Genomic DNA, 21,838 nt, shown 5'->3' with positions numbered 1-21,838 from the left:
GACCTGCGCCGTCTCGCGCGTCTGGAACGGGGTGCGAGCTGCCCGCCTAGGAGCGACTTTTCAGCGACAATCGCCACATGGGCACCATGGACACCGGTGGTCACTTGGACGTTGACTACTTGCGTCACTTGAGAGCTCAAATGCCTCATTCGTCACGAAATTTGGGTTGTCCACCTATCAGCGACGGAGTCGCTCGCAGCTGGACAACGGACAGATGATGCTGGTGGGGCCAATGGTATCCGAGTGTCAAAAATGTCGAGCGACACTGCGTTCAGTGAGGCCGATGTTGCCAACGTGGCGATTGTCGCTGAAAAGTCGCTCCTAGGCGGGCAGCTCGCACCCCGTTCCAGACGCGCGAGACGGCGCAGGTCAGCCGATTCACCGCACCGCCCGGCGGCGCCACACATTCTGAGAATTCTCTCTCGTTTGTGAGGGAACTCTATGTCTACGTATTTCAGCGGGCGCCCAATGCGGCACCATGTCAGCATCAATTGGTGGTGAAATTCGGAAGTGCCGGTTTAGTAGCCGTCATGGCGGGGGCGGCTTCCGTGCTGAGCAATGTGACGATGCCGTCCGCCGACGCGGCACCGTGTCCGGATGCCGAGGTGGTCTTCGCCCGCGGCACCATGGAGCAACCTGGGGTGGGCACCACGGGTGAGGCGTTCATCGATTCGTTGCGGGCCAACGTCGCTCCGAAGTCCGTGGCGGTGTACGCGGTCGATTACCCGGCCACCACCGACTTCCCGACGGCCGTCCAGGGCATCGCCGACGCACGCGCGCGCATAATGTCCACGGCCGCGGCCTGTCCCGACACCAAGATGGTGCTGGGCGGGTTCTCCCAAGGCGCGGCGGTGATGGGCTTCGTCACCGCAGCCGTTGTGCCCGACGGGGTTTCACCGGCTGACGTGCCGGCGCCGATGCCGGCGGAGATCGCTGATCACGTGTCCGCGGTGACGTTGTTCGGTAAACCGTCGCCGCGGTTCATGAAGGTACTCAACAACCCGTCGATCGTCGTCGGGCCGTATTACGCAGCCAAGGCCATCGACTTGTGCGTCGACAACGATCTGGTGTGCGACCCGCAAGGCAGAAGCTTCGCCATCCACACGCAGTACACCGAAGAGGGGTTGGTGGATCAGGGGGCGGTGTTCGCGGCGAGCAAGCTGCGTGACGACTGGGCCCAAGAGGCGGCGGAGCCGGCTCCTCCGGCCACGTTGGTGGGTACGGGCCCGTCACAGCATGGACCGTCTCTGCAACCTGCTCAGCACATGGGGCCCGAACCGCAGACGCGGCCCGGCCCGGTGCCGCGTCCGGCATCGCCTGCGCCGACGAGCACTGCGGCGCCGGTCGCCCCGCTGGCTTGATCAGCTCACGTCGACGCCCAGGAGTGTGAGGCCTTCCTTGATCCGCAGATGCGCCTCGTCCATGGTGTCGCCCAGCTTGGTCAACCGGCTGGAACTGTTGGCCGGCGTCAACGCCACGCACTGGTCGGCCATGCTGCGGTAGCCGTCGAAGCCTTCCCGCAACGCCGTGTTGACCTTGACGTCAGGGCCGGGAAGCACCCGGTTCTTGGCCGAGTCGATGTAGTCGCGCATGTCGCTGCAGGCGTTGTGCAGGTCGGTGTAGTTGGTCATGTGATCGGGCGTCACCATCGCGTTGGCGATCGGCCCCAGCTGGGTGCCCAGCCCGGCCACCGCGTCCACCACCGCCTGGCGCCATTCGTCGGTCACCGGAGCCGCGGTGGGCGTACCTGCCACGGCGCACCCGGTGAGCAGGGCGGCGGCAGCCGAGACGACGACGAGGTACCTCATATACAGCGAGCTTATGGGGTGCCGTCGTTCCGGCGCGCGTCACGGCTGCTCGAAGAGTTTGCGCAGTGATCGCCGCAGCCAGGTGTAAGTGCGGTCACACCGGTAACCTGAGTTGCGAGTGACTAGAGCAGATCGGGGGATCGACATGGATCTCGTGCTCGGCCTCGCGATGACCTCGAGGGCCGTTCGGTGGGTGCTCGTCGAAGGTACGACGGGCGAGGGACGTCCCCTCGACCGTGGCGCCATCTCGTTCGACGACGTCGCCACCTACGACCCGGACGGACTGTTGCGCGGGTTGGTCGACGACACCGAACTCGACGGGATGCACCGCATCCACGCGATTGGCGTGACGTGGACCAACGATGCGGCGCCGCTGGCCAGTCACATCATGCAATCACTGGACAGCCGGGGCTACGGCAACGTCTTCGCCGTCTCCGAGATCGAGGCGGCCGGCATGCTGGCCAGCGGTATCGCCGAGATCACCGAACATGACGACATCGCGGTGTGCATCGTTGAACCCGATGCCGCGGTGGTGGCGATCGTGACCCCTGATGACGTGAGCGCCGACCGCATCGACCGGTCGGACACCTTCGTCGCCGACATCGCCGGGCTCCTGTCGCTCACCGGCCGGCCGATCAGCGGAATGTTCATCCTGGGCTCCGATGCACGTGAGCCGATCGTCGCCGAGCTGGCCGAGTCCATTCCGACCGCGGTGATCACCTCTGCCGAATCCGATCTGGCGTTTGCCCGGGGCGCGGGGCTGGCCGCGGCGCTCGCGGTGAACACCCCGGCCATCACCCCGGTCAAGGCGGTGCACGTGACCAAGGTCGGCGCATTGGCCTCGGTCGTCGGGGGTGCATTGGTGACGCTCGTCGTCGCGACGTCGGCGGCCATCGGGTTGCACCTGCACCCCGGCGCCGTGCAGGAGACCGCGCACGCCGCCTCCGTCGGCGAGTCGGCGCCCGAAGCCGTCCCGGCGCCCAAACCCACGCACAAACCGGTGGAGAAGGCCGCCACCAAACCGGCGCCCGAGGCTCCGCCGAAACCACCGGCCGCCCCGCCGTCGGTCGAGGCCGTCGACGCCCCGCAATACGTGCCTCCCGCTCCGGCCCCCGCCGCTCCGGCGCCCGAGCCGGCGCCGGCGTACGTCCCGCCCGCTCCGGAGCCGGTCTACTCTCCGCCGCCGGCCCCGGTGTACAGCCCGCCGCCGTACGTGCCGCCGCCGGTGACCTATCCGAAGCCGCGGCTGCGGGACCGGATCATCGAGCGCATCCCGATCATCAACCGCTTCCACTGAACCGGGCGCTGAGCCCGGCACGCTCCAGCCGCGCCTGCTCGGCCCGGACCACCTCGTCCTGATGCGGGGGTGCCTGGTCGAGATCATGCGCCAGCCGGCGGATCGGCTCGTCGACGGTGCCCTTGGCCAGCAGCCGATAGACCCGCACGGTGGGCAGTTCGCTGAGCCGCTGGGTGCGTCCGATCACCTGGCGCTCGGTGCGGGGCTGCCACTGCGGTTCGGCGATGACGAACACCGCCGGGGCGGTGAGGTGACGCAGGTTCAGCGCGCCGGCGCCGATGTGGGCCAGCAGGGTGGCCGGGCCACGATCGGTCGCGAACGCGTCGAGCACGGCCTGCTGATCGGGTACTGACGCGTCGAGCGGGCCGAAGATGTTGCCTGGCAAGGCTTTACGAATGACATCGAGCACCCCGGGATAATGTGAGAACACCACCACCCGGGCGCCGTTGATGTGGGCCTCGCTGGTGAGTTCCAAGAGCCGGTCGAGTTTCGCGCCCGGAGTCGGTGCACCCGAGGGCCAGGCGGCCTGCCGGATCGCGCTGAAGTTGCCGCTGGCGACGGCTTGGCGGTAGCGGTCGCGGTCGGTGCGGCTCGGGCGCACCCACTCCTCGGTCGCGATGCGCACCGGCAGTTCGTCGACGACGTCGCGGTAGTCGCGCCGCAGGTACACCCGGTCGACCGTGCGGCGGAATGCGACCGACCCGCGCTCGCCTGCGTTGGGCGGGACTTTCCCCGCCACGTCGGGCTGCAGGAAGTCGGCCAGGTGGCGGAAGCCGCCGATGCGCTGGTGCATCGGCACCCCGGACAGAAACAACACCCGGTTGTCGGAGGTCAGCACGTTGCGCACGGCGCGGGCCCGGTCGGATTTCGGGTCACGCAGCAGGTGCGCCTCGTCGACGATCACCAGGCCGGGGCGTTCGGGCAGCTTGATGCGCGCCAGCGTGTCGAAGGAGACGACCGCCACCCCGCCTGTGGACTTCCACTGCTCAAGGCGGTCCTCGCGGGCGCTGCCGCCCCGGATCTCGATCGCCCGCAGCCCGGTGTGCTTGGCTGTCTCTGCAGCCCAATGGATTCCGGTGTCGCGCTGGCAGATCACCAGGGTGTGGCGGGTCTGTCCGACCGCAGCCAGGTGTGCCGCGACCGCCAGTGCCTGCACGGTTTTGCCCAGACCCAGGTCGTCACACATCAGCACGCGCTCGCGCGCCAACGCATAACGGACGCCGAACTCCTGGTACCCACGCAGCGCGGTACGCAGCAGCGACCGGTTCAGCACAGTCTGCTCGACCTGGGCCGCCACCTCCGCGCCGACGAAACCCTGGGCGGCGTCGACATCGGTTGTGCCCGAGGCGAACTCGCTGAGTAGTCGGTCTATCGGGCGCGGGTCGGTGCGGTAGCTCTCCCACGGGTCGCCCGCGTGATGGTAGGCGTCGTCGATCCGGTTGATCAGGCCGGTCACCGCTTCGCGCAGTTGATCGGAGGCGGTGTGGTCGCGCAGCCGCGGCATCAACCGGCGCAATTGTTTGACCGGTGCATCGGCGTGCGCCAGGGTCAGCAGTGAGGTCAGCAGCGTGGTGTCGTGTTCGCGGCGCAGCCGGGGCCGGGTGGTGGTGCGGATGTGGTCGGCCATGGCCTGGGCTGCGGCCTGCAAGGCTTGCGCAGCCTCGATGTCGACGCCGGGCACCTGGATCAACAGGCGGGCCGGCACCGCGTGGACATCGGCGACGGTGCGGTACTCGGAGTTGGCCAGGCCGCCGAGGCGGGCGCCGCGCGCAAGGTACGGGCGTAGGTGGTCCAGCGCAGTGGCCTGCAGAGTCTGGGCCACCACCTCGTCGGTGGTGGTGCGGATCCGGTCGGCGATTTCGGCGCGGAGTTTGCCGACGCCGGCGAGCGCGGCGTCGGCATGGCGGATCAGCTCGGTGGCATCTGCGCTGTCCATGACAAATCATCATGGCACTGTCCGCCGTTGGCGGGACGCAGAGATTCTCCGGCAGCTGTGCAAGCTTTCAGGAACCACACAGCGAATGCCCAGTGCAACGGCCTACCGTGAAATCAGACGTACAGAAATGTACGGAAGGTGGCAGATCATGCGAATCTCTCCTGCCGCCGCGCTGGCCGTGGCCGGCGCCGCGGCGTCGATCATCGTGGCGCCTCTGATGGGCGCCGCACCGGCTGCGGCCGCGAATCAGCAGATCAAGCCGATCCCGCAGACGTGTGTGACGACACGGGTCAGCACTCAGTGCCGGTCACCGGGCAACGTCCAGATCAACGACGCGCCGCCGTTCGTCGATAACTTCCCGATGTATGGGTACTTCCCGTGGATCTTGTGACACGTTCGAGGGAGGCGCTGTTGGATCCGACCCGGCCCGAGGGTGCCCTGCGCGACCATATCGACGAACGACAGTTCGCCGGTGGCATGCTTCCCGTGCCGGCGCGGTTCCCGTCGCTCCGGGTGGGCCGGCACTGGGTCAACGCCATGTGGCTGGTGGCCTTCGCGGCCGTCGCCTTGGTCGTCGTGATCGCGGTGGCCCAAGAGTTGCGCGAGTACGGCTGGATGCAGGATTTCATCGCGCGCTATCCGGGAACGTCGCAGACCTATGCACCCGCGGTGACATCGGGTTTCCCGGCCTGGCTGCGCTGGCAGCACTTGTTCAACATCGTCTTCATGATGTTCATCCTGCGATCGGGGCTGCAGATCCTGGCCGACCATCCGCGGCTGTACGTCAACTCTGGGTGCCGGCCCGGCACGGAGTGGCTGCGGCTGCGTGATGCGGTACCTGCCGATCGCCTGGACAAGACCGACCCGCCACAGGTGTGGACCTCCAAGGACGATTCGGTGGCGCTGCCGAAGTGGTTGGGAATCCCGGGGATACGCCATTCCATCGGCCTGGCCCGCTGGTGGCACTTCAGTTTCGATCTGCTGTGGCTGATCAACGGCGCGGTGTTCTACGTGCTGCTGTTCAGCACCGGGCAGTGGCATCGGATCGTGCCGGTGTCATGGGATGTCTTTCCGAACGCGTTGTCCACCGCGGTGCAGTACGCCTCGCTGGATTTCCCGACCAACCACGGGTTCACCTCGTACAACGGGCTGCAGATGCTGGCCTACTTCATCACGGTGTTCGTCGCGGCACCGCTGGCGTTCGTCACGGGTCTGCTGCAGGCCCCGGCGGTGGCCGCGCGGTTCGGCACCGGCCGAGGACCGTTGAACCGCCAGGTGGCCCGGACCGTGCACTTCACGGTGTGGCTGTGGATGGTGCTCTTCATCGTGGCCCACGTGACCATGGTGCTCACCACCGGTGCGGTGGAGAACCTCAACCACATCACGCTGGGCACCGACACCGAGTCGTATTGGGCGCTGGCCATATTCGGGGGGGCGGCCGTGGTGCTGATCGGATTGTGGCTCGCGGCAACACCTGTGACGCTTCGCTACCCGCGGCTGGTGCAGAACGTCGGGCGGTTCATCGTCGGATGGGCCAAGGCCTGGATGGAACGCGCCCATCCGCGGGCGACCTACCGGGACAAGGACATCAGCCCGTACCTGTGGGCCAATGGCCGGTTGCCTGACTCGGCCGAATATCGCCGGCTGAAGCACGGGGGGTGGACGGATTACCGGCTGCGGATCGGCGGACTGGTGGGCAATCCGGTCGAGCTGTCCTATGACGAGTTGTTGGCGTTGCCCAAACACGAGCAGATCACCCAGCACTACTGCATCCAGGGCTGGTCGGGGGTGGCAAAGTGGGGTGGGGTGCGGATGGCCGACATCCTGAAGATGGTGCGGCCGTTGCCGGAGGCGCGATGGGTGGTGTTCTACTCGTTCGCCGACGGTGCTGAGCCGGGCCACGGACGCTACTACGACTGCCACCGCATCGAGCACATGCGTGAACCACTGGCACTGCTGGCCTACGAGATGAACGGGGCGCCGCTCAGCGAGACCCACGGTGCCCCGGTGCGGCTCCGCAACGAACTGGAACTCGGCTTCAAACAGGTCAAATGGGTCGAGGCCGTCGAATTCGTCGCCGATTTCCGTGAAGTCGGTTGGGGCCGTGGTGGATACAACCAAGACCACGAATATTTCGGGAACCGGATGCCGATCTAGATTGCCGTCGGTTCAACAAATCGGGGCGGTGCGGCATTCATGCCTCACGCCTCAACGACAGCCAATCTTGTACGTCGATCCCAAAAAGATGTGCCTGACACAGTTCCGCGTCACCCTCTTGAGCGATCTCAGGATCGACCCATTCCAGGTATCGTCGGCCCGTGCTGGGGTCGGTCATGGTGATGCAGTAGTCGACACGATGCGGGCCGAATTGGTCGTCGACCCGATATAGCTGAGTGCCTTTGATGCCCGTGTCGATATGAACCGCGTCGAGCAGAGCCAGTATCTCGTCGGGTGGCGCGGCGGCTATGGCCATCAGTTGTTGATCAGGGTCGCTCAGTGCGAGGGCTTCTTCAGCGGTGACGGTGCGGTTGACGAGCCGATGATGAAGTTCGGCGTCGACCCAGACACCATCAAGGAAGTAGGAACCCGAACCATCTGGCCAGATCACGGCCGGACCATCGAGGCTGTGTAGACGGTCCAACGGAATCGTCATCGCTGGCCGAGGTAGGAGAATGAGTCCACCGTCGTCGACGAACGAATACCAGCCCAAACCGTTTTCGAAGGCGATGAGCATCTGGTCCCAGACCCACAGCAATTCCGGGCTCATATCCGCGGCGCGTGCACCGATGCCAGCCGCCACGTCGATGTAGGCAGACAACAGATCCTTGAAGAGATGCCGGTGGTCCCCTCCGCCGGAGGTGGTTGCCAGAGCGTTACATAGCGGTTTGTCGACGACTATGTCGATCTGGTCGGCGAGTACGCGCCGCGCTGATGCTTCCAACCCGTCGCGTTCAGCGAGGTATCTGCCTCGTGTGTGGTCGATGAATTGGCGGTTCAGATTCGTGCCCCTGGGCCGGCGCAAGGCATGTGCGTCGTCCGGCGACTCCGCGACGACAATCCAATCCGGTTCCGGCGCACCCATACCCACGAGGTACCGCCTGACCGCGGAAGTCACGATCTGCTCATTCCACCGGGGGTATGCCGCATCGATTGAGTCGAGGAGCTTCGATGCCCAGCGTGCGGCGGCCGCCGGGGCATCCATCAGTCGGCCAGGAAGTCGTGACTATCCCGAATTGGGTGGTATCGGCGCTTCCGCATCACGCGGTACGTTCCGGGGGACACGGGCAGGGTGCAGTGCTGATCCGCGTGGGCCTGATGTATCAGGCGTGCTGTGTCGTGCAACTCGATGAGCGTCTCGGCGCCGGTGACGATGACGTCGAATTCGTGATCCGATTCGAGCACGTGGTGATGTCCTGACTCCGAGTGCCCGACGATATGACTACGTACCGTTGATCGGTCACCAAACAGCACGCCGGATGTCGGGACCAGAAGCACTTCACCTTGACGGACCAATTCGCTCATCACTAAACACTGTGCTCGGCCTCCCCCGGCGCGGTATCGGTCACGTGGCCGACGTTCGGCTTCGTTTCGTCGAGTCGGTGGGCTCTGCCATCTGAAGGGAGGCAACGGTCGTCCGAACGGTGGACAGACAAGCGACGTTTCACCAATCTAAGGTTTGCTGGGCAGTTGCTCATTCGGTGCAGTTGTCGTGTCCCACCGGTCCGCACGCGAGGAGTCACTGCTCGGCGATGAGTACCAATGATGAGTCCCCCGCCGCTTGGGGGAAGCCGGCAAACGGGACGGCGTTTGGAACCGATATCGCCGAGGACGATCCGGCCCCAGACGCAGTGCCAGGGCCTCTGCTGGACGTCCTCGCTGCACAGGGAGCTGACGTTGGCGAAGCTTCAGCCCGGGCTGCCTCGGAGGAGTTGTCAGCAATGGCAGGCGCCCTTGAGCGGTTTCATGAGCGGGCAGAGCAGTATGAATCCATAATTCGCCGAATGCAGGCCCGCATTGAAGAACTGCAGGCAGACCAGGTTCGCGAGCTCTTGAAGCCGGTGATTCTCAAGCTAGCGTCACTTCACACAGAGGCAGCCGCTGCGGAGGAAAGGGCATCAGCGCGTGCCGACGACTCGGCGCGAAAAGATTTCGACTACTTCGTTTCGGAGATCGAGGAGACCCTGGGCCTACTTGACGTTGAGTCGATCGGGGTTTCGGCCGTAGATGAGTTCGACGCGAGCAGGCATGCCGCCCGCCGACGTGTCGAAACCGACGACCCGTCGCTTGACCTCAGGATCGCGAAGGTTATACGACAAGGCTTCACTTTCGTTGGTGCACAACGTGTATTCGTGCCAGCCATGGTGAACGTGTATCGCTACGTTCCGCCGGCATCGGCCGAAACCGAATAAGAGGAGTGAGCTGCTAGTGTCCGGTGACGTTTTCGGGATTGACTTGGGGACCACCTACTCCGCCGTGGCGGTGATCAATGACCTCGATCAGGCCGAGATCATCAAGAATCAGAATGGTGAAGACACCACTCCGTCTGTGGTGTACTTCGATTCTGGCATCGCTATCGTGGGGTCCGAGGCCAAGTCTTCGCTCATCGCCGATGCCGACAACGGTTGTGCACTCATCAAGCGCCACATGGGTACTGAGTTTCCGCAGGAATTCGCCGGTCAGACCTACAGCCCGGAGTCGATGTCGGGCGTGATCTTAAAAGAGCTCGTCAATGCGGCGAACCTGGAGCGGGCATCGGCGATCACAAAAGCGGTAATTACTGTACCGGCGTACTTCGGGGTCAAGGAGAAGGAGGCCACGAAGCAGGCTGGTGAAATGGCCGGCCTTGAGGTCATCGGCATCTTGGCTGAGCCGATCGCCGCCGCACTTTCGCTGGGTGTTCGCGGTGAAAAGCGGGAAACGATCGTGATTTACGACCTCGGTGGAGGCACGTTTGACACCACGGTCATGGTGGCTGAACCGGGCAATGTTGAGGTCATCGCAGTGGATGGCAACCGTAGCCTTGGCGGCGCCGACTGGGACGAGGCGTTGTCGCATGTCGTGATCGACAAGTTCAGGGATCAGGCGGGGCTTTCCGAAGACCCAAGCGACGATCCCGATTTCAAAGCGGAAATCCTACAAAAGGTAGAAGACAACAAGAAGCTGTTGACGCGGAAGCAGGACGTCTCGGTTCTCTGTCAGTTCGAGGGAGCGAAAGAAAAGGTCTCTGTCACACGTACCGAGTTTGAGTCGGCCACAGCACATCTCATTCAACAGACGGTCGATATTACTTTGCGTGTGATCGAGACAGCCAAGGAGAAATCGCCGGGTCTCGTGATCGACAAGCTGTTGCTGGTTGGCGGGTCGTCGCGGATGCCGATGGTCCATGACGCATTGACGGCAGCTGGCTTCGACCCGATTCCCACCGATTACGACCTCTCCGTGGCGAAAGGTGCTGCGATCTACGGCCAGGCGATCCTGAGTGGTTCGGTTCCGTTCGAAGCTGGTGATACGAGTGCGGCCGCGGGCAACGGAACTGGTCAGCCAGCGACGAATACACAACCTAAGTACTTCCTTGGCGGTGCCGCCACACTGAACATCAAAAATGTCCTGTCGCGCGGAATCGGCGTCGAGTTCGTGCGTGAGGAGGGCGGAAAGCTGGTCGACTACATCGGATTTCTCACGCACGCCAATGATCCGCTACCGGTCGTGGATACGTTGCTCGAGGCCGGCACGGCTTCGGATAACCAAACGGGCGTTCGTCTGCGCCTGTACGAGCAGGGAGGCGAGGTCGAGTCGGAGGACGTCGGCGCCAACAATCTGCTGAAGGAAGCCGAGATCACCGGACTCCCGCCGCTTCCCCGTGGCTCGGCCATTGAGCTTCTGCTGAGTGTGTCCAGCGAAGGATTGGCAACGTTGAGTGCCCGTGAGCCGAAGTCCGGTCAAGAGCTGACCATGGAAGCGAAGATTTCAGCGTTGAAGCCTGAGGAGATCGAAGCCGGTAAGGAGCTCGTCGGTGGGCTCCAGACCCGCTCATGAGTCTTGACGCCAAAGCCTACGACACCGAGGTTCTGAAGCCCCTCGCGAAAGACAAGGTGCATCTGGCCGAGATTCAACGCGCGGTTCGAGAACTGCAGAACGCCGGAGCCAACGCGGTTGCAGGGCTTGATCTTCAGGCATTGCTAGCGATCCCGGCGGACCGGAAAGACCTTGCCTCCCACCTCAGCTCGGTGGAGATGTTGCTCAACAAGCGCCAGACCATGCCAGCGGCGAAGCTGCTTAAGAAGCTGGTGGCGGAACTTAAAGTGGCCGGTCTCGATCTGACCGATACCGGGTTCTGGGATCAGATCCAGTCCGCCAAAACCGAGGCCTTCAGGGTCAAGGTCGACGAGTTCGCTGCTGCGGTAGCACTTGAGTACCAAGCGCTGAAGGTCATTACTCAAAAGCAGCTGGAAGACAAAGCGAAGGCGCAGGGCTTGGCAAGTGCTGTCTCGCCTCAGAATTTGGCTGTCGCGGTAGAGAGCGCCGGTATCGCAGTACGTCCTGACTTTCAGTTGCCCCAGGTGGTGATTCCTCGGGTCATCAGCGAGCTTTCGAAACACATCGAGCACCGCAGCGTCGTCGACGTTCTATTGCTGGGTGAGCTTGCAAAGCCTGAGTCAATTCGAGTGATCGATGCTCTCACTTTCGCCGGTGGATCGGCGATCACTGCAGCGCACATCGATGCGGCCAAGAAGGCGGCTGAGAGCGGTAAAGATTCGGACGCGCTACAGGCGGCACAGAAGGCGCTCGCGCTCATCCGCACCGACTTCCGTGACCCAGCAAGCCTCCATCAACTGGTACTTGCGACATTTGCAGCCACGGCGAAGGAGATGCTGGAACGAGGCGAGTTGTTGGCCAGCGCTCTTACTAAACTGTCTCGGGACACCGGATTGGATCGAGTCGACGCCGCGCGACTATTGACAAAACTATCCGGGTCGGCAAGCGCGCGAGGTCTCAACGATGTCACCAATTTGCTTGCCGAGGGCGCGCTCGCAGATGCTCGACGCACGTTCGATGCAGTTGCCAACGTAGAGCAGTTCGGAGCGGCTGAAGTCCAACGGGTCGAAGAACTCCTGACGACTGCCGAAACCCGGAAGGCGACGCTGGTCAGCGATTACGAAGCGGCCGCGAAGGTGCAAGATTACGTGACCGCCGCCCGCGCGTTGAGTCAAGCGGTAGCCATTGACAAACAAGACTTGCGGTTGCAGAGCCAGCTCGACACTCTCCCGCCTCCGCCGCCGGAAAACCTGGTCGTGAAATCGCTTGAAGACGGAAGCGTTTCGCTTAGATGGAGTGGCGGTGCAGACGCTGATTGCACTTTCATCATCGTCTGCAATACAGATGGCCACCCTCCTGCGAACACCGCCGACGGTGTGGTGCTCGCCCGCGGTGTCACCGCCCAGACCTATACCGATGTAAAGCCATCCATAGCACAACGGATTCACTATTGCGTGTTCGCAGAACGTCGGGGAGCGGCGTCACGGCCTGCGTCAGCCAGTCACATCATCTTGCCGCCGCCATCCGAGGTATCGGCGAGCGCTGCACTGACCGAAATAACTCTCATGTGGCGCTTGGCTGCACAAGCGGTCGGGATTCAGGTCACGCAGATCAATCCGGACGGCACAAGCGCGCCGGTCAATGTGAGTGGCGGGAATCGCATTACGGTCGGCGGTTTAGCGACGGGTAGCCGTTACAGGTTCAGGCTTGAAGCGATTTACGTGCTCGGCGACGGTACCCGGGTGGTCTCGACGCCCGCTGCAGTCGACGCGATGCCGCGCGGTGCCATAACCGCGGTGACAGATCTCAAGATCGGCGAGGTCCGTCTGCCAGACGGGCGGGAAGGGCACCGTGCCACGTGGTCTGAAGTGGGCGGCTTTCCAGTCGAACTGTGGTCGTTTCCGATCGATGAGCAATTGCCGGCCGCAGGTTCCGAGGTAGTTATTGCCGACCTGGACATGGTCGACGGACGGCGTGTCAGCGGCGTAGTTGACTCATCTGCCAACCGTACGGGGCTGAGCTTCGGCAAGCTGCGCGAACTGCGTGTACTTGCAACGATCACGATCGATGGCGGCCGTGGCTTGATGGGCGACTCGGCGGTTGTTGGATCGGCTCCGAGTGTCAAGGAACTGCGGGTAGATCGCTACGGCAATGATCTCGTCGTTTCGTGGGAATGGCCTCACGGCGATTATTCCGCAGCCGTCACGTGGTCACAGGGCGGGGCTTCGCACTCAAATCGATGCACCCGGGCCGCATACAAGAATGACGGTGGATTCCGGATTGTCGATGCTGGCTCTGTCAACCGAGTATCGGTTGCGACGGTGGCGCACGGCAACGGTGCGGAATGGGTAGCCAGCCCCGTGGAGGTCCAACTGGCCGCGCGTCTTCCAATCGTCCGATATGACTTGTATATTCCGCCCTCGCGGTTCGGACGTCGAAGACCCGCGCGTGTCGTCGTGCACTCGGACGGCTATGCAGGCGCACTGTCTTTCCTTGTAGTCGCAAGGACGAGTTCGATCATGCCCTCACGGCCAGACGATGGTGACGTGATCGAACGGCTGGACCTCACCGTGGATGGAACGAATTCAGTCACAGCAGAATTCAGTCTGCCCAAGTTGTCGAGTCCGTTCTGGATCCGACTCTTCCCGGACGGCGCCGCGATCAAGCTTGAAGATCCGCCCACGAATCAGCTGAAAGGCTAGACGCGAATGGCATTCTTCCAACGCAAAGTTCCCTGCCCGTATTGCTACAACGAAATCGCGCCGACCGCTCTGGCAGTGCGCTGCTCAGGCCGTGCAGCGCCAGGAAAGGCACGATGCACCGAGGCGCCGGACAGCGCCCGAATTCAGTTCTTCTCCGACGGCACTCCCGTCCTTCCCGTCATAGTCGGGCCTGACCGGAAGCAGGTCCTCTCACGGTCTGAAGCGACGTGCCCAGACTGTGGGGCAGTGAGCGCCATTCGGGTATGTCCCGATTGTCATTCACGCATGCCCCGTAGCTTCGATGCCGATTCGCCCCTGTTCGGACTGGTGGGAGTGCGCGGGTCCGGAAAGACTGTGATGCTGGCAGTGCTCCAAAAGGAGCTCTATTCAACGATTGCACGACGCTTCGATGCGTCTATCGACTCACCGGGTGGCAAGACCGGCTTGGCTGGAGAGCTCGAAGCATTTCTTCGCGGCATGGAAGACAGCTCCAACGGAATGCTGCCAGCGCAGACGGCAGCACACACGTCCGGAATGACGATTCCGGCGGTCTTCGAATGGCGGTTTGCCAAGAAGTCTCTCGGCGGCAAGCTCACTCGTGACGCATCTACATTGTTTTCGTTCTATGACTCAGCGGGCGAGGACCTTGCGACCGAGGACCGGGCGCTGGGGCAGCACTACCTCGCAGCGACCAGCGGGGTCATTCTTCTTCTCGACCCTTTCGGGTTTCCAGGAAACCGCGAACGCGCGTTGGGCAGCGGCGTCAATCCAGAGAGTCTGACAACCTCACCGGAGACTGTTCTACGCGCATTGACCACCGTGCTGCAGACGGCTGAGAAGACGAAGAAGAACAAGAAGATCAAACAACCGGTAGCGGTGGTAGTTTCAAAGATCGACGCGTTCTTCGACGACATTCCAGACGACCACCCGATGCGCCGGCCGTCGTCGAAATTGCGTTACTTCGATGACACGGAGTCACTGACCATTCACGATCACGTCGCCGCGATGATCGAGCAGTGGGGCGGTGATGGCTTACTGCGCATGCTGGACAGCAACTACGAGAAGTACCGGCTCTTCGGAGCCTCGGCGCTCGGAGCAGAGCCTTCCTACCAAAACCTGAAGGTGAACGCCCGCGGCGTGCTGCCACACCGGGTGGGCGAGCCGCTGCTGTGGCTGATGGCAGACCGCGGATTCCTGCCTAAGGAAGGTTGACGTGTTCGATGTCACCGTCTACACGGACGCGCGTGCTGCGGAAGCACTCGACGGTGTTGCGGGATTCAACTTCATCGCGGCATCGTCGGGAATCACTGCGGCGGAACAGAAATTTGTCGCACAACGAATGTTGCACGTCGTCAAGTCGAGTTGGCATGTCGACAACAGCGATGAGCTCGCTCATCCGCCGAGCTGTATCTACCGGCCGTCCGATGGACGGTTTTTCCTCTCAAGGGGCAGGTCTATCGGCCAGACGGTGACCGCTCCCAGGCCGGGCAACCAGGTGACTCAGACGATCGTGACCTCGGACCCTGACGATTTTGTTCCTTATCGTCCTGCGCAGCTGTTCGCTGCGAGCGAGTGGAACCTGTCGAGAGATACTGAGGGAAAACAGGTTTCGCCGTGGCCTACCCCACTGGAAATCAATCCCGCGTATGAAGCCGATGGGCTCAAGGAAGCGCTGGTGGACGGATCGCCGTTCGGTCCCGAATTTCTGCCCGTGTTCTTGACAATGGTCGAGCAGGCTACCGCTGATTCAGGCAAAAAACTGATCATCGTCCACACTGAGCTGGATGTCGTGATGCGCTATATCGCGCTGGCGTCGCTGTTTCTAGATGCGGGACGTGCGCTCACCATGAGCTTCGTTGCGTTCGCTGAACAACCGCTGGCAGCGGTGGCTGATATCGTCGGCGCGACACCGCATTTCGGTGAAACACCCAGCGTTGATTCGGGTAGTAGCGCCTACAACGTGGTGGACGTACTGGCATGGCGGATGTCACCTGTCGAAGTGAGTTCGTCGGCCGTGCGACAGGCCGAATGGTTCATAGGCGACCCCTTCGATGCGTTGGCGGCGATCGAAGTCGCCCGTCGTTGGGAATCGGCACTAGGCGCCGACGTGGCAACCGACGCTGCCGGAATAGTGAGCTTCACCGAGAGCCCTGTGGCCTCTCCTCGTGACCGGTCAGCCGCTCTTCGAGCTGTATGTGGCCTCGTTGCAGGGAACCTCAGAGACGACTTGGCGATGTACTCGGACGAGCTGCTCGACGCCATCGTGACGAGTCCACCAACTTGCGAGGCAGATGTGCGCCTGGCCGCAGATGCGATCGGCACTTCTCACCAGGCCGGCATGGATGAGGTGGCGGCGGGAATTCTGTTGCCGACGTTGGAGGTGCTGGCCTCGCGTTCAGACCTCATACCTACGTGGGGCAATAGCGCCAGCACATGGCGGACAGGGCTCGGGCCGTTGCAATGGGAGTCGGAGGAGGCTCGAAGCCATGCGCTACGAGCACAGTCCGACATCATAAACTCCAGCGGTACTGCGGATTTGGCCGATGTGTTGATTACTGCGAAGAAAGCAGATCTGTTACCGAATGAGGGACATATCGCGCTGGCGCTCGACCGGCTGTGTGACTACTGGTCTCAGCATCCTGAACTGTCGGCTCGGAAGGATGACTTGCCGTATCAACCGGTACTCGGATCCCGGTTGGGCGCACGGATCGTGGCCGCACTTGAGCGGGATGATCAAGCCGTCGTAGACACATTTCTCGCTGGTTCTTGGGAGTGGCTCTGCGGCCCAGGGTCGGTGTTGTCGCGGTGGCAGGCCGCTGCTGCGGTCCGCTCGATGACTCCGGATCGACGTGCCCACGCAGTCGCCTCCAGCGGTACGCAGTTGCCGGTCGAGAGCTGGAAATTGGTGCTAGATGGGTTGGACATGCCGACAGGCGCCCCGGTTATCGTTGCGTGGTTCCGCTCCCATGCCGATGTTCCTGCCGACCTGAGTTCCTGGATATACCAAGGCCTAACGGCCTCACAGGCACGACACGAAGATGGTGATGCGGCCCGTCGGGTGATCTCCGCAATGCGTGAGGGGCGCATCCGGACGTCGGATGCCAAACTCGAACGGTTACTCACCGACGTTGACCAGATCGCAAAGGTATACCAGGAGGCGGAGCGACGGATCGGCGATGACCGGAACCCCGCGCTGCACGACATTGCGACTCGGGTGAGGTCATATGTCGCGTTCTTTGGTCCGGAGCTCGGAACTCTGTTGGTGAAGTCGGCTGACCGGCGTGGAGTTCAACAGCTGGAGCGTGTGGTCGGCGACTGGGTTGCGCCGTTCATCGACGCGGCGTTGACGCAAATTGCGCGGCGGGAAGGCGATGCAGGAAGTCTCGAATGGGCGCTGAGCCTATACGAGTCCGGCACAGAGCCACAGCGGGAAGCTGCAACCGAGTTCCTGTTGGCGCTCATGGATTCTCGAACAGGTCGTCAGCGTCTTGATGAGTCTCGGGCGAACATCGCGCGCAGTTGGATTCCTGTACTCGATGGGTTGATCGAGGAGTCCAGAAAAGGACGTCTCACTCGGAACATCATGCGGGGCGGCAAACGTCTCTTCACGAAGGATCGGTGAACCATGGATGAAGTAGGCGGTTTTCTTTTAGTTGCCGCAATCGTTGTCAGCGTAGTCGTCTTCGTTTTATGGGTGGTGTTGGCGATTCTAATGAGAATCCTGGCAATCCTCGTAATCTATTGGACCGGTGCGTTCGCCGTCGGGCTACTTGTCGGCATCCTGGGTGGCCTTGCCATTCCCATACGCGTGTTGCGAGGCCATGCCAAGGTCCAACCGTTGATCGCTACCCCGCAGGCGGTGGTCGCGAATAAGGTGATGGCCACGAAAGCCCGCGGGGCAGCGAAAAATTTCGGATGGGATCACGCTTGGCCCGTGTACAACCCTTATCAGGCGAAGAATGATGCCAGAGCGGTCGCTGCTGAAACTCGCCTGATCGTCACGTCGGTCTGGGCAGCAGTATCGCCTAGTCACTGGAACATCGGTAAGGGCGGCGCCAGCTCGGCGCTCCAGAAACGCGGTCTGGTCGCCAAGGCGAAGAAGGCCCTGACCAATTTGCCGGGGGCCGCCTGGCTTACTTTTGCTGCAGTACCGGTTGCCGGCGCGTTCCTCGGGGTTTGGATCTCGATCGTCTTCTGGCTCGCGGCCATGGCGGTGTTCGGTGGTGCGGTCTATGTCGGCCAGCAGGCATGGGTCATTGGTTACCGTTGGCTCGATCGTTTGAGGCGAAAGAAGGATCGCGCCTCGTTACGCTGCACAAAGTGCTATCGCGAGACAACGATGCCGAGTTACGAGTGCCCCAACCGAAATTGTGCGGTCATCCACCGTGATATCTCTCCGGGCCCGCTCGGTCTGATGCACCGCCGCTGCGAATGTGGCACAGGTTTTCCGACGACAGTCAGCGCCGCCGCGAAGAAGCTTCAGGCGGTTTGTCCGTACTGCGGAGAAGGTGTTGCCGAGGGTTCGGCGACACGAAGGACAATTCAGCTACCGACGATCGGAGCGATTGCGGCTGGGAAGACACGGTTCCTTGCCGCTGCCGCAACGGCTTTGAGTCAAGGCCTCGCAGAACAGGGTGGGAGCTTCACGCCATTGAGCGCCCCGGCAGGATCATTCCACCAATTGGCGCACAACCTGATGGCCACTGGACAGTCGACCGCGAAGACCCAACTGGACGACAACCCCGAAGCTCTGCCATACAAACTGGAAACTGGTTCACGACAGCTCGAACTCCACTTCATCGATGCTGCGGGCGAGTCATTCAGGAGCATGGACTCAACGCAGAGTCTCGGCTATATCGATACCGCGGATGTACTGCTGCTGATTCTGGATCCGCTTGGTTTGCCGGGAATTTATGATGAGGCCACGCGTGCGGGCGTGACACAGCGATTGCAGATCGCCACTGCGGATCAGGAGGATGCGTATGCGAGTGCGATCGACCGCCTCCGCGCCGAGAACGTCAAACTCAAGCAACGCCATTTAGGCGTGGTTATCACCAAGCTCGATGTCCTGCAGAATCTGCCAGCGGGAGCAGGGATGACTCCTGGTGATTCCCTCGGTATCCGGCAATGGTTGATCTCGGTGGGGCAGGATGGCTTGGTACGCCGATTAGAAGACGATTTCGAAGAGAACATCAGCTATTTCGGTGTGGACCTCATGCGACCGTCTGCCCTGACAGAACCGACGCATCCGATCCACGTCTGTCAGTGGGTTCTCGATACCGCGAACGCGAAGATAGTGGTCAACCCGGCGTTGGCTGCGATGGCAGTCGAAACAGCGTAAGGAATCGGTATGAAGAACGGACTTCCCGGAATCTACTGGAGCTTTCGATATGCCTGGAGTGTTGCTCACCTCGTAATGGTGGTGATTCTCGGTCTGTCGCTGACGGTCTGGCTGTTGGACGACGGCCGCGGAGCCGAACTGTTCAATGCCGGGTACTACTGGGTGCAGGATGTGAGCAATCAGCTCGCGTCTTTGGTGCCGTTCCCTTGGGGTTGACAGCCAAGGATGCGAACGCAATGACCGTGCATACGATCGGTATCGACCTGGGCACTACGTATTCGTGCGTGTTCAGCAGTTCGGGTGGGCAGGCCATGCTCATTCGAGCCGCAGACGGAGAGGAACTCACACCGTCCGTCGTCTATTTCGGAGACGACGGCTCAGTATTGGTCGGTAGGGAGGCGAAGTCTCACCTGCGGGACGATCCGAACAACGTCGTGGTAGGCATCAAGCGTCAGATGGGTAGGGAGTTCCCGCTCCAGTTCGGCGCTCACACGTTGACGCCCGAGGCGATTTCAGCGCTGATCCTCAAGCGGCTGGTGACGGACACAGCCGAAGTGCTGAACTGCCGTCTGGCCGATCTCAGGGCAGTGATCACTGTTCCGGCCTACTTCGGGGTTGCGGAAAAGGAAGCGACGTACAGCGCGGCAAGGATCGCTGGTGTGGACTGTCTGGAACTGTTGGCGGAGCCGGTTGCGGCGGGGTATGCCTATGGCGTACAGGAGGATACAGTCACCACGTCGTTGGTTTTCGATCTCGGTGGTGGAACTTTCGACGTCGCGGTTATCGGCATTGACCGAGGTAACCCACGGATTTGGGCTGTTGATGGTGAGACCCGATTGGGCGGCCTCGACTGGGACGCTCGTCTAGCCGACATGCTGTGGGAGCAGATCGAACAACAGGTCGGAGATGCTGATGACCTTCGTGACAACGAGGATTTTGTCGGTGAGCTCAACGCAGCTGCTGAGCAAATCAAAAGGCAACTGAGTCAGTCTGTTTCGGCGCCAAAGACAGTTCGCAACGGTCGCCAGAAGTTTTCGTTGTCGGTATCCCGCGACGCCTTTGAAGAAGCGACGCGGGATTTGGTGTTGCAATGCGGTCAGAGTGTTGACCGGGTGGTTGCGGCGGCAACCGCACTCGGTGCACCTGAGGTCGGACGAGTTCTGCTGGTCGGTGGATCGACCCGAATGCCGATGATCCGAGATTATCTGGCGCAGGCATTGAACGTGCCGGTGGAGATCAATGACCCGGACAGAGCCGTCGCCCGGGGAGCCGCGATGCTTGCCGAACAACTCGGCCGCCCGGGTCTGGTCAAACAGCCCTCAGACGTCACGCGGATAACGCCGGTTCTCCCGAGAGCGCTCGGCCTGTACATCCATTCGAGCCTTGAGCCGTGGCGGCCTGAGCCCTATATCCGAGCTGCGCTCGCTGCCAACACCCCGCTCCCTATTGCAAATCATGAGGTGTCTGTGGCCACGATCATGGACAGGCAAGAACGAGCTCGAGTCCGACTGTATGAGCAGGGCGGCGCGGTGGTCTCTGAACGTCCCGAGGACAACCGCTTGGTATTCGATGGAGAAGTTTCAGAGATTCCGCCGGCGCGTGGCGGTGCCGAAATCAAGCTGTTGATCTCGGTGGGCGTGGACGGCCGTATCTCGGTCCTGGCGCGGGGGCCGAAGAACAAACCGTTGCCGTTGGAGTGCTTTATTGAAGGCGTTCTCGATGATGACGAGGTCGAACGACAGACGCGGGCCTTAGCCGGACTCACGCTGTCGGACTAGGAACGGACATTCGAAATGGCTGGCTGGACCAAGAAGACCTTTCAAGCAGACCCGGTTACAGAATTTTTGCCGGGTCCCCACCTGGGTCGGCTGCAGGCGAGTTTTATGGGTGTGGTGATACTGGCCCTCGATGTCAGTGGCTCGATGAGTGGAGATAGATTGGACCAGGCCCGAAAGGGATGTCAGCGGTTCATCGATGAGGCAGTCCAGGACAAATACTCGGTTGGAGTCATTCTCTGGGACCACGGGGTGAGTGCCTTCACCCCTCCGCATCCCTCCCCCAACAATGCTCGCGACATGATCGCGTCGGCAGCTGTGAGTGGCGGCACGAACATTGTGCCTTGCCTACAACAGGCGCATGAAGCGCTGATGGAGCAGCCGGCTGGGGACCGTGTTCTAGCGGTGTTTGGCGACGGTGACCTCGGAAACCGGCAACAGGCGATCGCGACCGCTGAGCTGCTGAAGGCCGACGGTATCAGGATCATCACCTGCGGCCTTGGTGACGAAAGCGCAGCGCAGCTCGATGTGATTTCCACAGAGAATTCTGAGGCGCCCCGTACTGCCACAACGGCAACCATTGCCGAGTCGATTGCGTCGATGGCCGGGGGACTGGTGCGAAAGTCGTACTTGAGTTAGGTCACTGTCGTCCGATCGTCCGATATGCCCCATCTGCTGACGTTGATAGCGTCGACCCCGCCGAAACAAATAGGAATGGAGTTCAGCGTGGGTTACGACAATCGCTGCAAGGACTGCCAGCATGGAAGATGCTCGACCTGCAAAGGCGATGGCAAAGTCTGGGGCATGTCAGGAAATTGCACCAAGTGTCACGGGCAAGGTGGAACTCCCTGCGCGCGGCATCGTTGACTGGTTTACACGTAGTGCTGCAGCGGCAGCTCGGGTCGGTGTGATGCTGCGGCGCATTTATGCTCGATAAGTCGAG

Annotated in this window: 17 protein-coding genes; 14 read left to right on the top strand and 3 right to left on the bottom strand. The window is 62.0% G+C overall.

From position 1 onward, the window contains the following. Positions 1–530 precede the first annotated feature (530 nt). Positions 531–1,361 (top strand): cutinase family protein, encoded by an 831-nt coding sequence (locus A5699_RS20295; RefSeq protein ID WP_067772918.1) that lies wholly within the window; start codon positions 531–533, stop codon positions 1,359–1,361. Here A5699_RS20295 and A5699_RS20290 read toward each other — a convergent pair whose 3' ends face one another. Continuing rightward, a complete protein-coding gene (locus A5699_RS20290) occupies positions 1,362–1,808 on the bottom strand; it encodes a hypothetical protein (RefSeq protein ID WP_067772915.1) in 447 nt (148 codons plus the stop codon). It lies immediately after the preceding gene. Between the two features lie 118 nt (positions 1,809–1,926). Between A5699_RS20290 and A5699_RS20285 the strand changes: the two genes are divergently transcribed. Next, on the top strand, positions 1,927–3,105 hold the full coding sequence (locus A5699_RS20285) for a hypothetical protein (protein ID WP_369806735.1): 1,179 nt from the start codon (positions 1,927–1,929) through the stop codon (positions 3,103–3,105). Here the strand turns inward: A5699_RS20285 and A5699_RS20280 are convergent. Continuing rightward, positions 3,089–5,041, bottom strand: a complete 1,953-nt coding sequence (locus A5699_RS20280; protein WP_067772909.1) for a DEAD/DEAH box helicase — start codon at positions 5,039–5,041, stop codon at positions 3,089–3,091. The two genes, A5699_RS20285 and A5699_RS20280, sit on opposite strands and share 17 nt — an antisense overlap. Positions 5,042–5,189: 148 nt before the next feature. Here A5699_RS20280 and A5699_RS20275 point away from each other — a divergent pair, with 148 nt between their 5' ends. After that, positions 5,190–5,432, top strand: a complete 243-nt coding sequence (locus A5699_RS20275) for a hypothetical protein (protein WP_157561364.1) — start codon at positions 5,190–5,192, stop codon at positions 5,430–5,432. 86 nt (positions 5,433–5,518) lie between these two features. Continuing rightward, entirely contained in the window at positions 5,519–7,198 is a 1,680-nt protein-coding gene (locus A5699_RS20270; protein ID WP_157561366.1) for a molybdopterin-dependent oxidoreductase, read from the top strand. Between the two features lie 37 nt (positions 7,199–7,235). Here the strand turns inward: A5699_RS20270 and A5699_RS20265 are convergent, their stop codons facing one another. Continuing rightward, a complete protein-coding gene (locus A5699_RS20265) occupies positions 7,236–8,243 on the bottom strand; it encodes a hypothetical protein (protein WP_067772903.1) in 1,008 nt (335 codons plus the stop codon). Positions 8,244–8,260: 17 nt separating this feature from the next. On the opposite strand from A5699_RS20265, the gene A5699_RS29315 reads away from it, so the two are divergent. From A5699_RS29315 to A5699_RS20220, 10 genes are all read left to right on the top strand, one after another. Further along, positions 8,261–8,458, top strand: a complete 198-nt coding sequence (locus A5699_RS29315; protein ID WP_157561363.1) for a hypothetical protein — start codon at positions 8,261–8,263, stop codon at positions 8,456–8,458. Positions 8,459–8,790: 332 nt separating this feature from the next. Next, positions 8,791–9,450, top strand: a complete 660-nt coding sequence (gene grpE / locus A5699_RS20255; RefSeq protein WP_197508343.1) for a nucleotide exchange factor GrpE — start codon at positions 8,791–8,793, stop codon at positions 9,448–9,450. 16 nt (positions 9,451–9,466) lie between these two features. Continuing rightward, a complete protein-coding gene (locus tag A5699_RS20250; protein WP_067772897.1) occupies positions 9,467–11,077 on the top strand; it encodes an Hsp70 family protein in 1,611 nt (536 codons plus the stop codon). After that, on the top strand, positions 11,074–13,779 hold the full coding sequence (locus A5699_RS20245; protein ID WP_067772893.1) for a fibronectin type III domain-containing protein: 2,706 nt from the start codon (positions 11,074–11,076) through the stop codon (positions 13,777–13,779). The genes A5699_RS20250 and A5699_RS20245 overlap by 4 nt, the downstream gene beginning before the upstream one ends. A 285-nt stretch (positions 13,780–14,064) precedes the next feature. After that, positions 14,065–14,991, top strand: a complete 927-nt coding sequence (locus tag A5699_RS20240) for a hypothetical protein (RefSeq protein WP_197508342.1) — start codon at positions 14,065–14,067, stop codon at positions 14,989–14,991. A gap of 1 nt (position 14,992) precedes the next feature. Then, positions 14,993–17,401, top strand: a complete 2,409-nt coding sequence (locus A5699_RS20235) for a hypothetical protein (RefSeq protein WP_067772887.1) — start codon at positions 14,993–14,995, stop codon at positions 17,399–17,401. Between the two features lie 3 nt (positions 17,402–17,404). Continuing rightward, positions 17,405–19,120: a hypothetical protein gene (locus A5699_RS20230; protein ID WP_067772885.1), complete on the top strand. Its 1,716-nt coding sequence runs from the start codon at positions 17,405–17,407 to the stop codon at positions 19,118–19,120. A 9-nt stretch (positions 19,121–19,129) separates the two neighbouring features. Then, entirely contained in the window at positions 19,130–19,336 is a 207-nt protein-coding gene (locus A5699_RS29310; protein WP_157561362.1) for a hypothetical protein, read from the top strand. Between the two features lie 20 nt (positions 19,337–19,356). Next, positions 19,357–20,898: an Hsp70 family protein gene (locus tag A5699_RS20225; protein ID WP_067772882.1), complete on the top strand. Its 1,542-nt coding sequence runs from the start codon at positions 19,357–19,359 to the stop codon at positions 20,896–20,898. Between the two features lie 15 nt (positions 20,899–20,913). Next, positions 20,914–21,534 carry a vWA domain-containing protein gene (locus A5699_RS20220; RefSeq protein ID WP_067772879.1) on the top strand — a complete coding sequence of 207 codons (621 nt, stop codon included), beginning with the start codon at positions 20,914–20,916 and terminating at the stop codon, positions 21,532–21,534. Positions 21,535–21,838 lie beyond the last annotated feature (304 nt).

It is taken from the genome of Mycobacterium sp. E802 (assembly GCF_001666875.1).
Classification (GTDB): domain Bacteria; phylum Actinomycetota; class Actinomycetes; order Mycobacteriales; family Mycobacteriaceae; genus Mycobacterium.
Note: the sequence above shows the minus strand (reverse complement) of the source record. Positions and strands in the feature narration are given on the sequence as shown.

Coding starts and splice junctions, on each gene's coding strand:
- A5699_RS20295 (WP_067772918.1), top strand. CDS start 531: ATGGCGGGGGCGGCTTCCGTGCTGAGCAATGTGACGATGCCGTCCGCC.
- A5699_RS20290 (WP_067772915.1), bottom strand. CDS start 1,808: ATGAGGTACCTCGTCGTCGTCTCGGCTGCCGCCGCCCTGCTCACCGGG.
- A5699_RS20280 (WP_067772909.1), bottom strand. CDS start 5,041: ATGGACAGCGCAGATGCCACCGAGCTGATCCGCCATGCCGACGCCGCG.
- A5699_RS20275 (WP_157561364.1), top strand. CDS start 5,190: ATGCGAATCTCTCCTGCCGCCGCGCTGGCCGTGGCCGGCGCCGCGGCG.
- A5699_RS20270 (WP_157561366.1), top strand. CDS start 5,519: ATGCTTCCCGTGCCGGCGCGGTTCCCGTCGCTCCGGGTGGGCCGGCAC.
- A5699_RS20265 (WP_067772903.1), bottom strand. CDS start 8,243: ATGGATGCCCCGGCGGCCGCCGCACGCTGGGCATCGAAGCTCCTCGAC.
- grpE (WP_197508343.1), top strand. CDS start 8,791: ATGAGTACCAATGATGAGTCCCCCGCCGCTTGGGGGAAGCCGGCAAAC.
- A5699_RS20245 (WP_067772893.1), top strand. CDS start 11,074: ATGAGTCTTGACGCCAAAGCCTACGACACCGAGGTTCTGAAGCCCCTC.
- A5699_RS20240 (WP_197508342.1), top strand. CDS start 14,065: ATGCCCCGTAGCTTCGATGCCGATTCGCCCCTGTTCGGACTGGTGGGA.
- A5699_RS20230 (WP_067772885.1), top strand. CDS start 17,405: ATGGATGAAGTAGGCGGTTTTCTTTTAGTTGCCGCAATCGTTGTCAGC.
- A5699_RS29310 (WP_157561362.1), top strand. CDS start 19,130: ATGAAGAACGGACTTCCCGGAATCTACTGGAGCTTTCGATATGCCTGG.
- A5699_RS20225 (WP_067772882.1), top strand. CDS start 19,357: ATGACCGTGCATACGATCGGTATCGACCTGGGCACTACGTATTCGTGC.
- A5699_RS20220 (WP_067772879.1), top strand. CDS start 20,914: ATGGCTGGCTGGACCAAGAAGACCTTTCAAGCAGACCCGGTTACAGAA.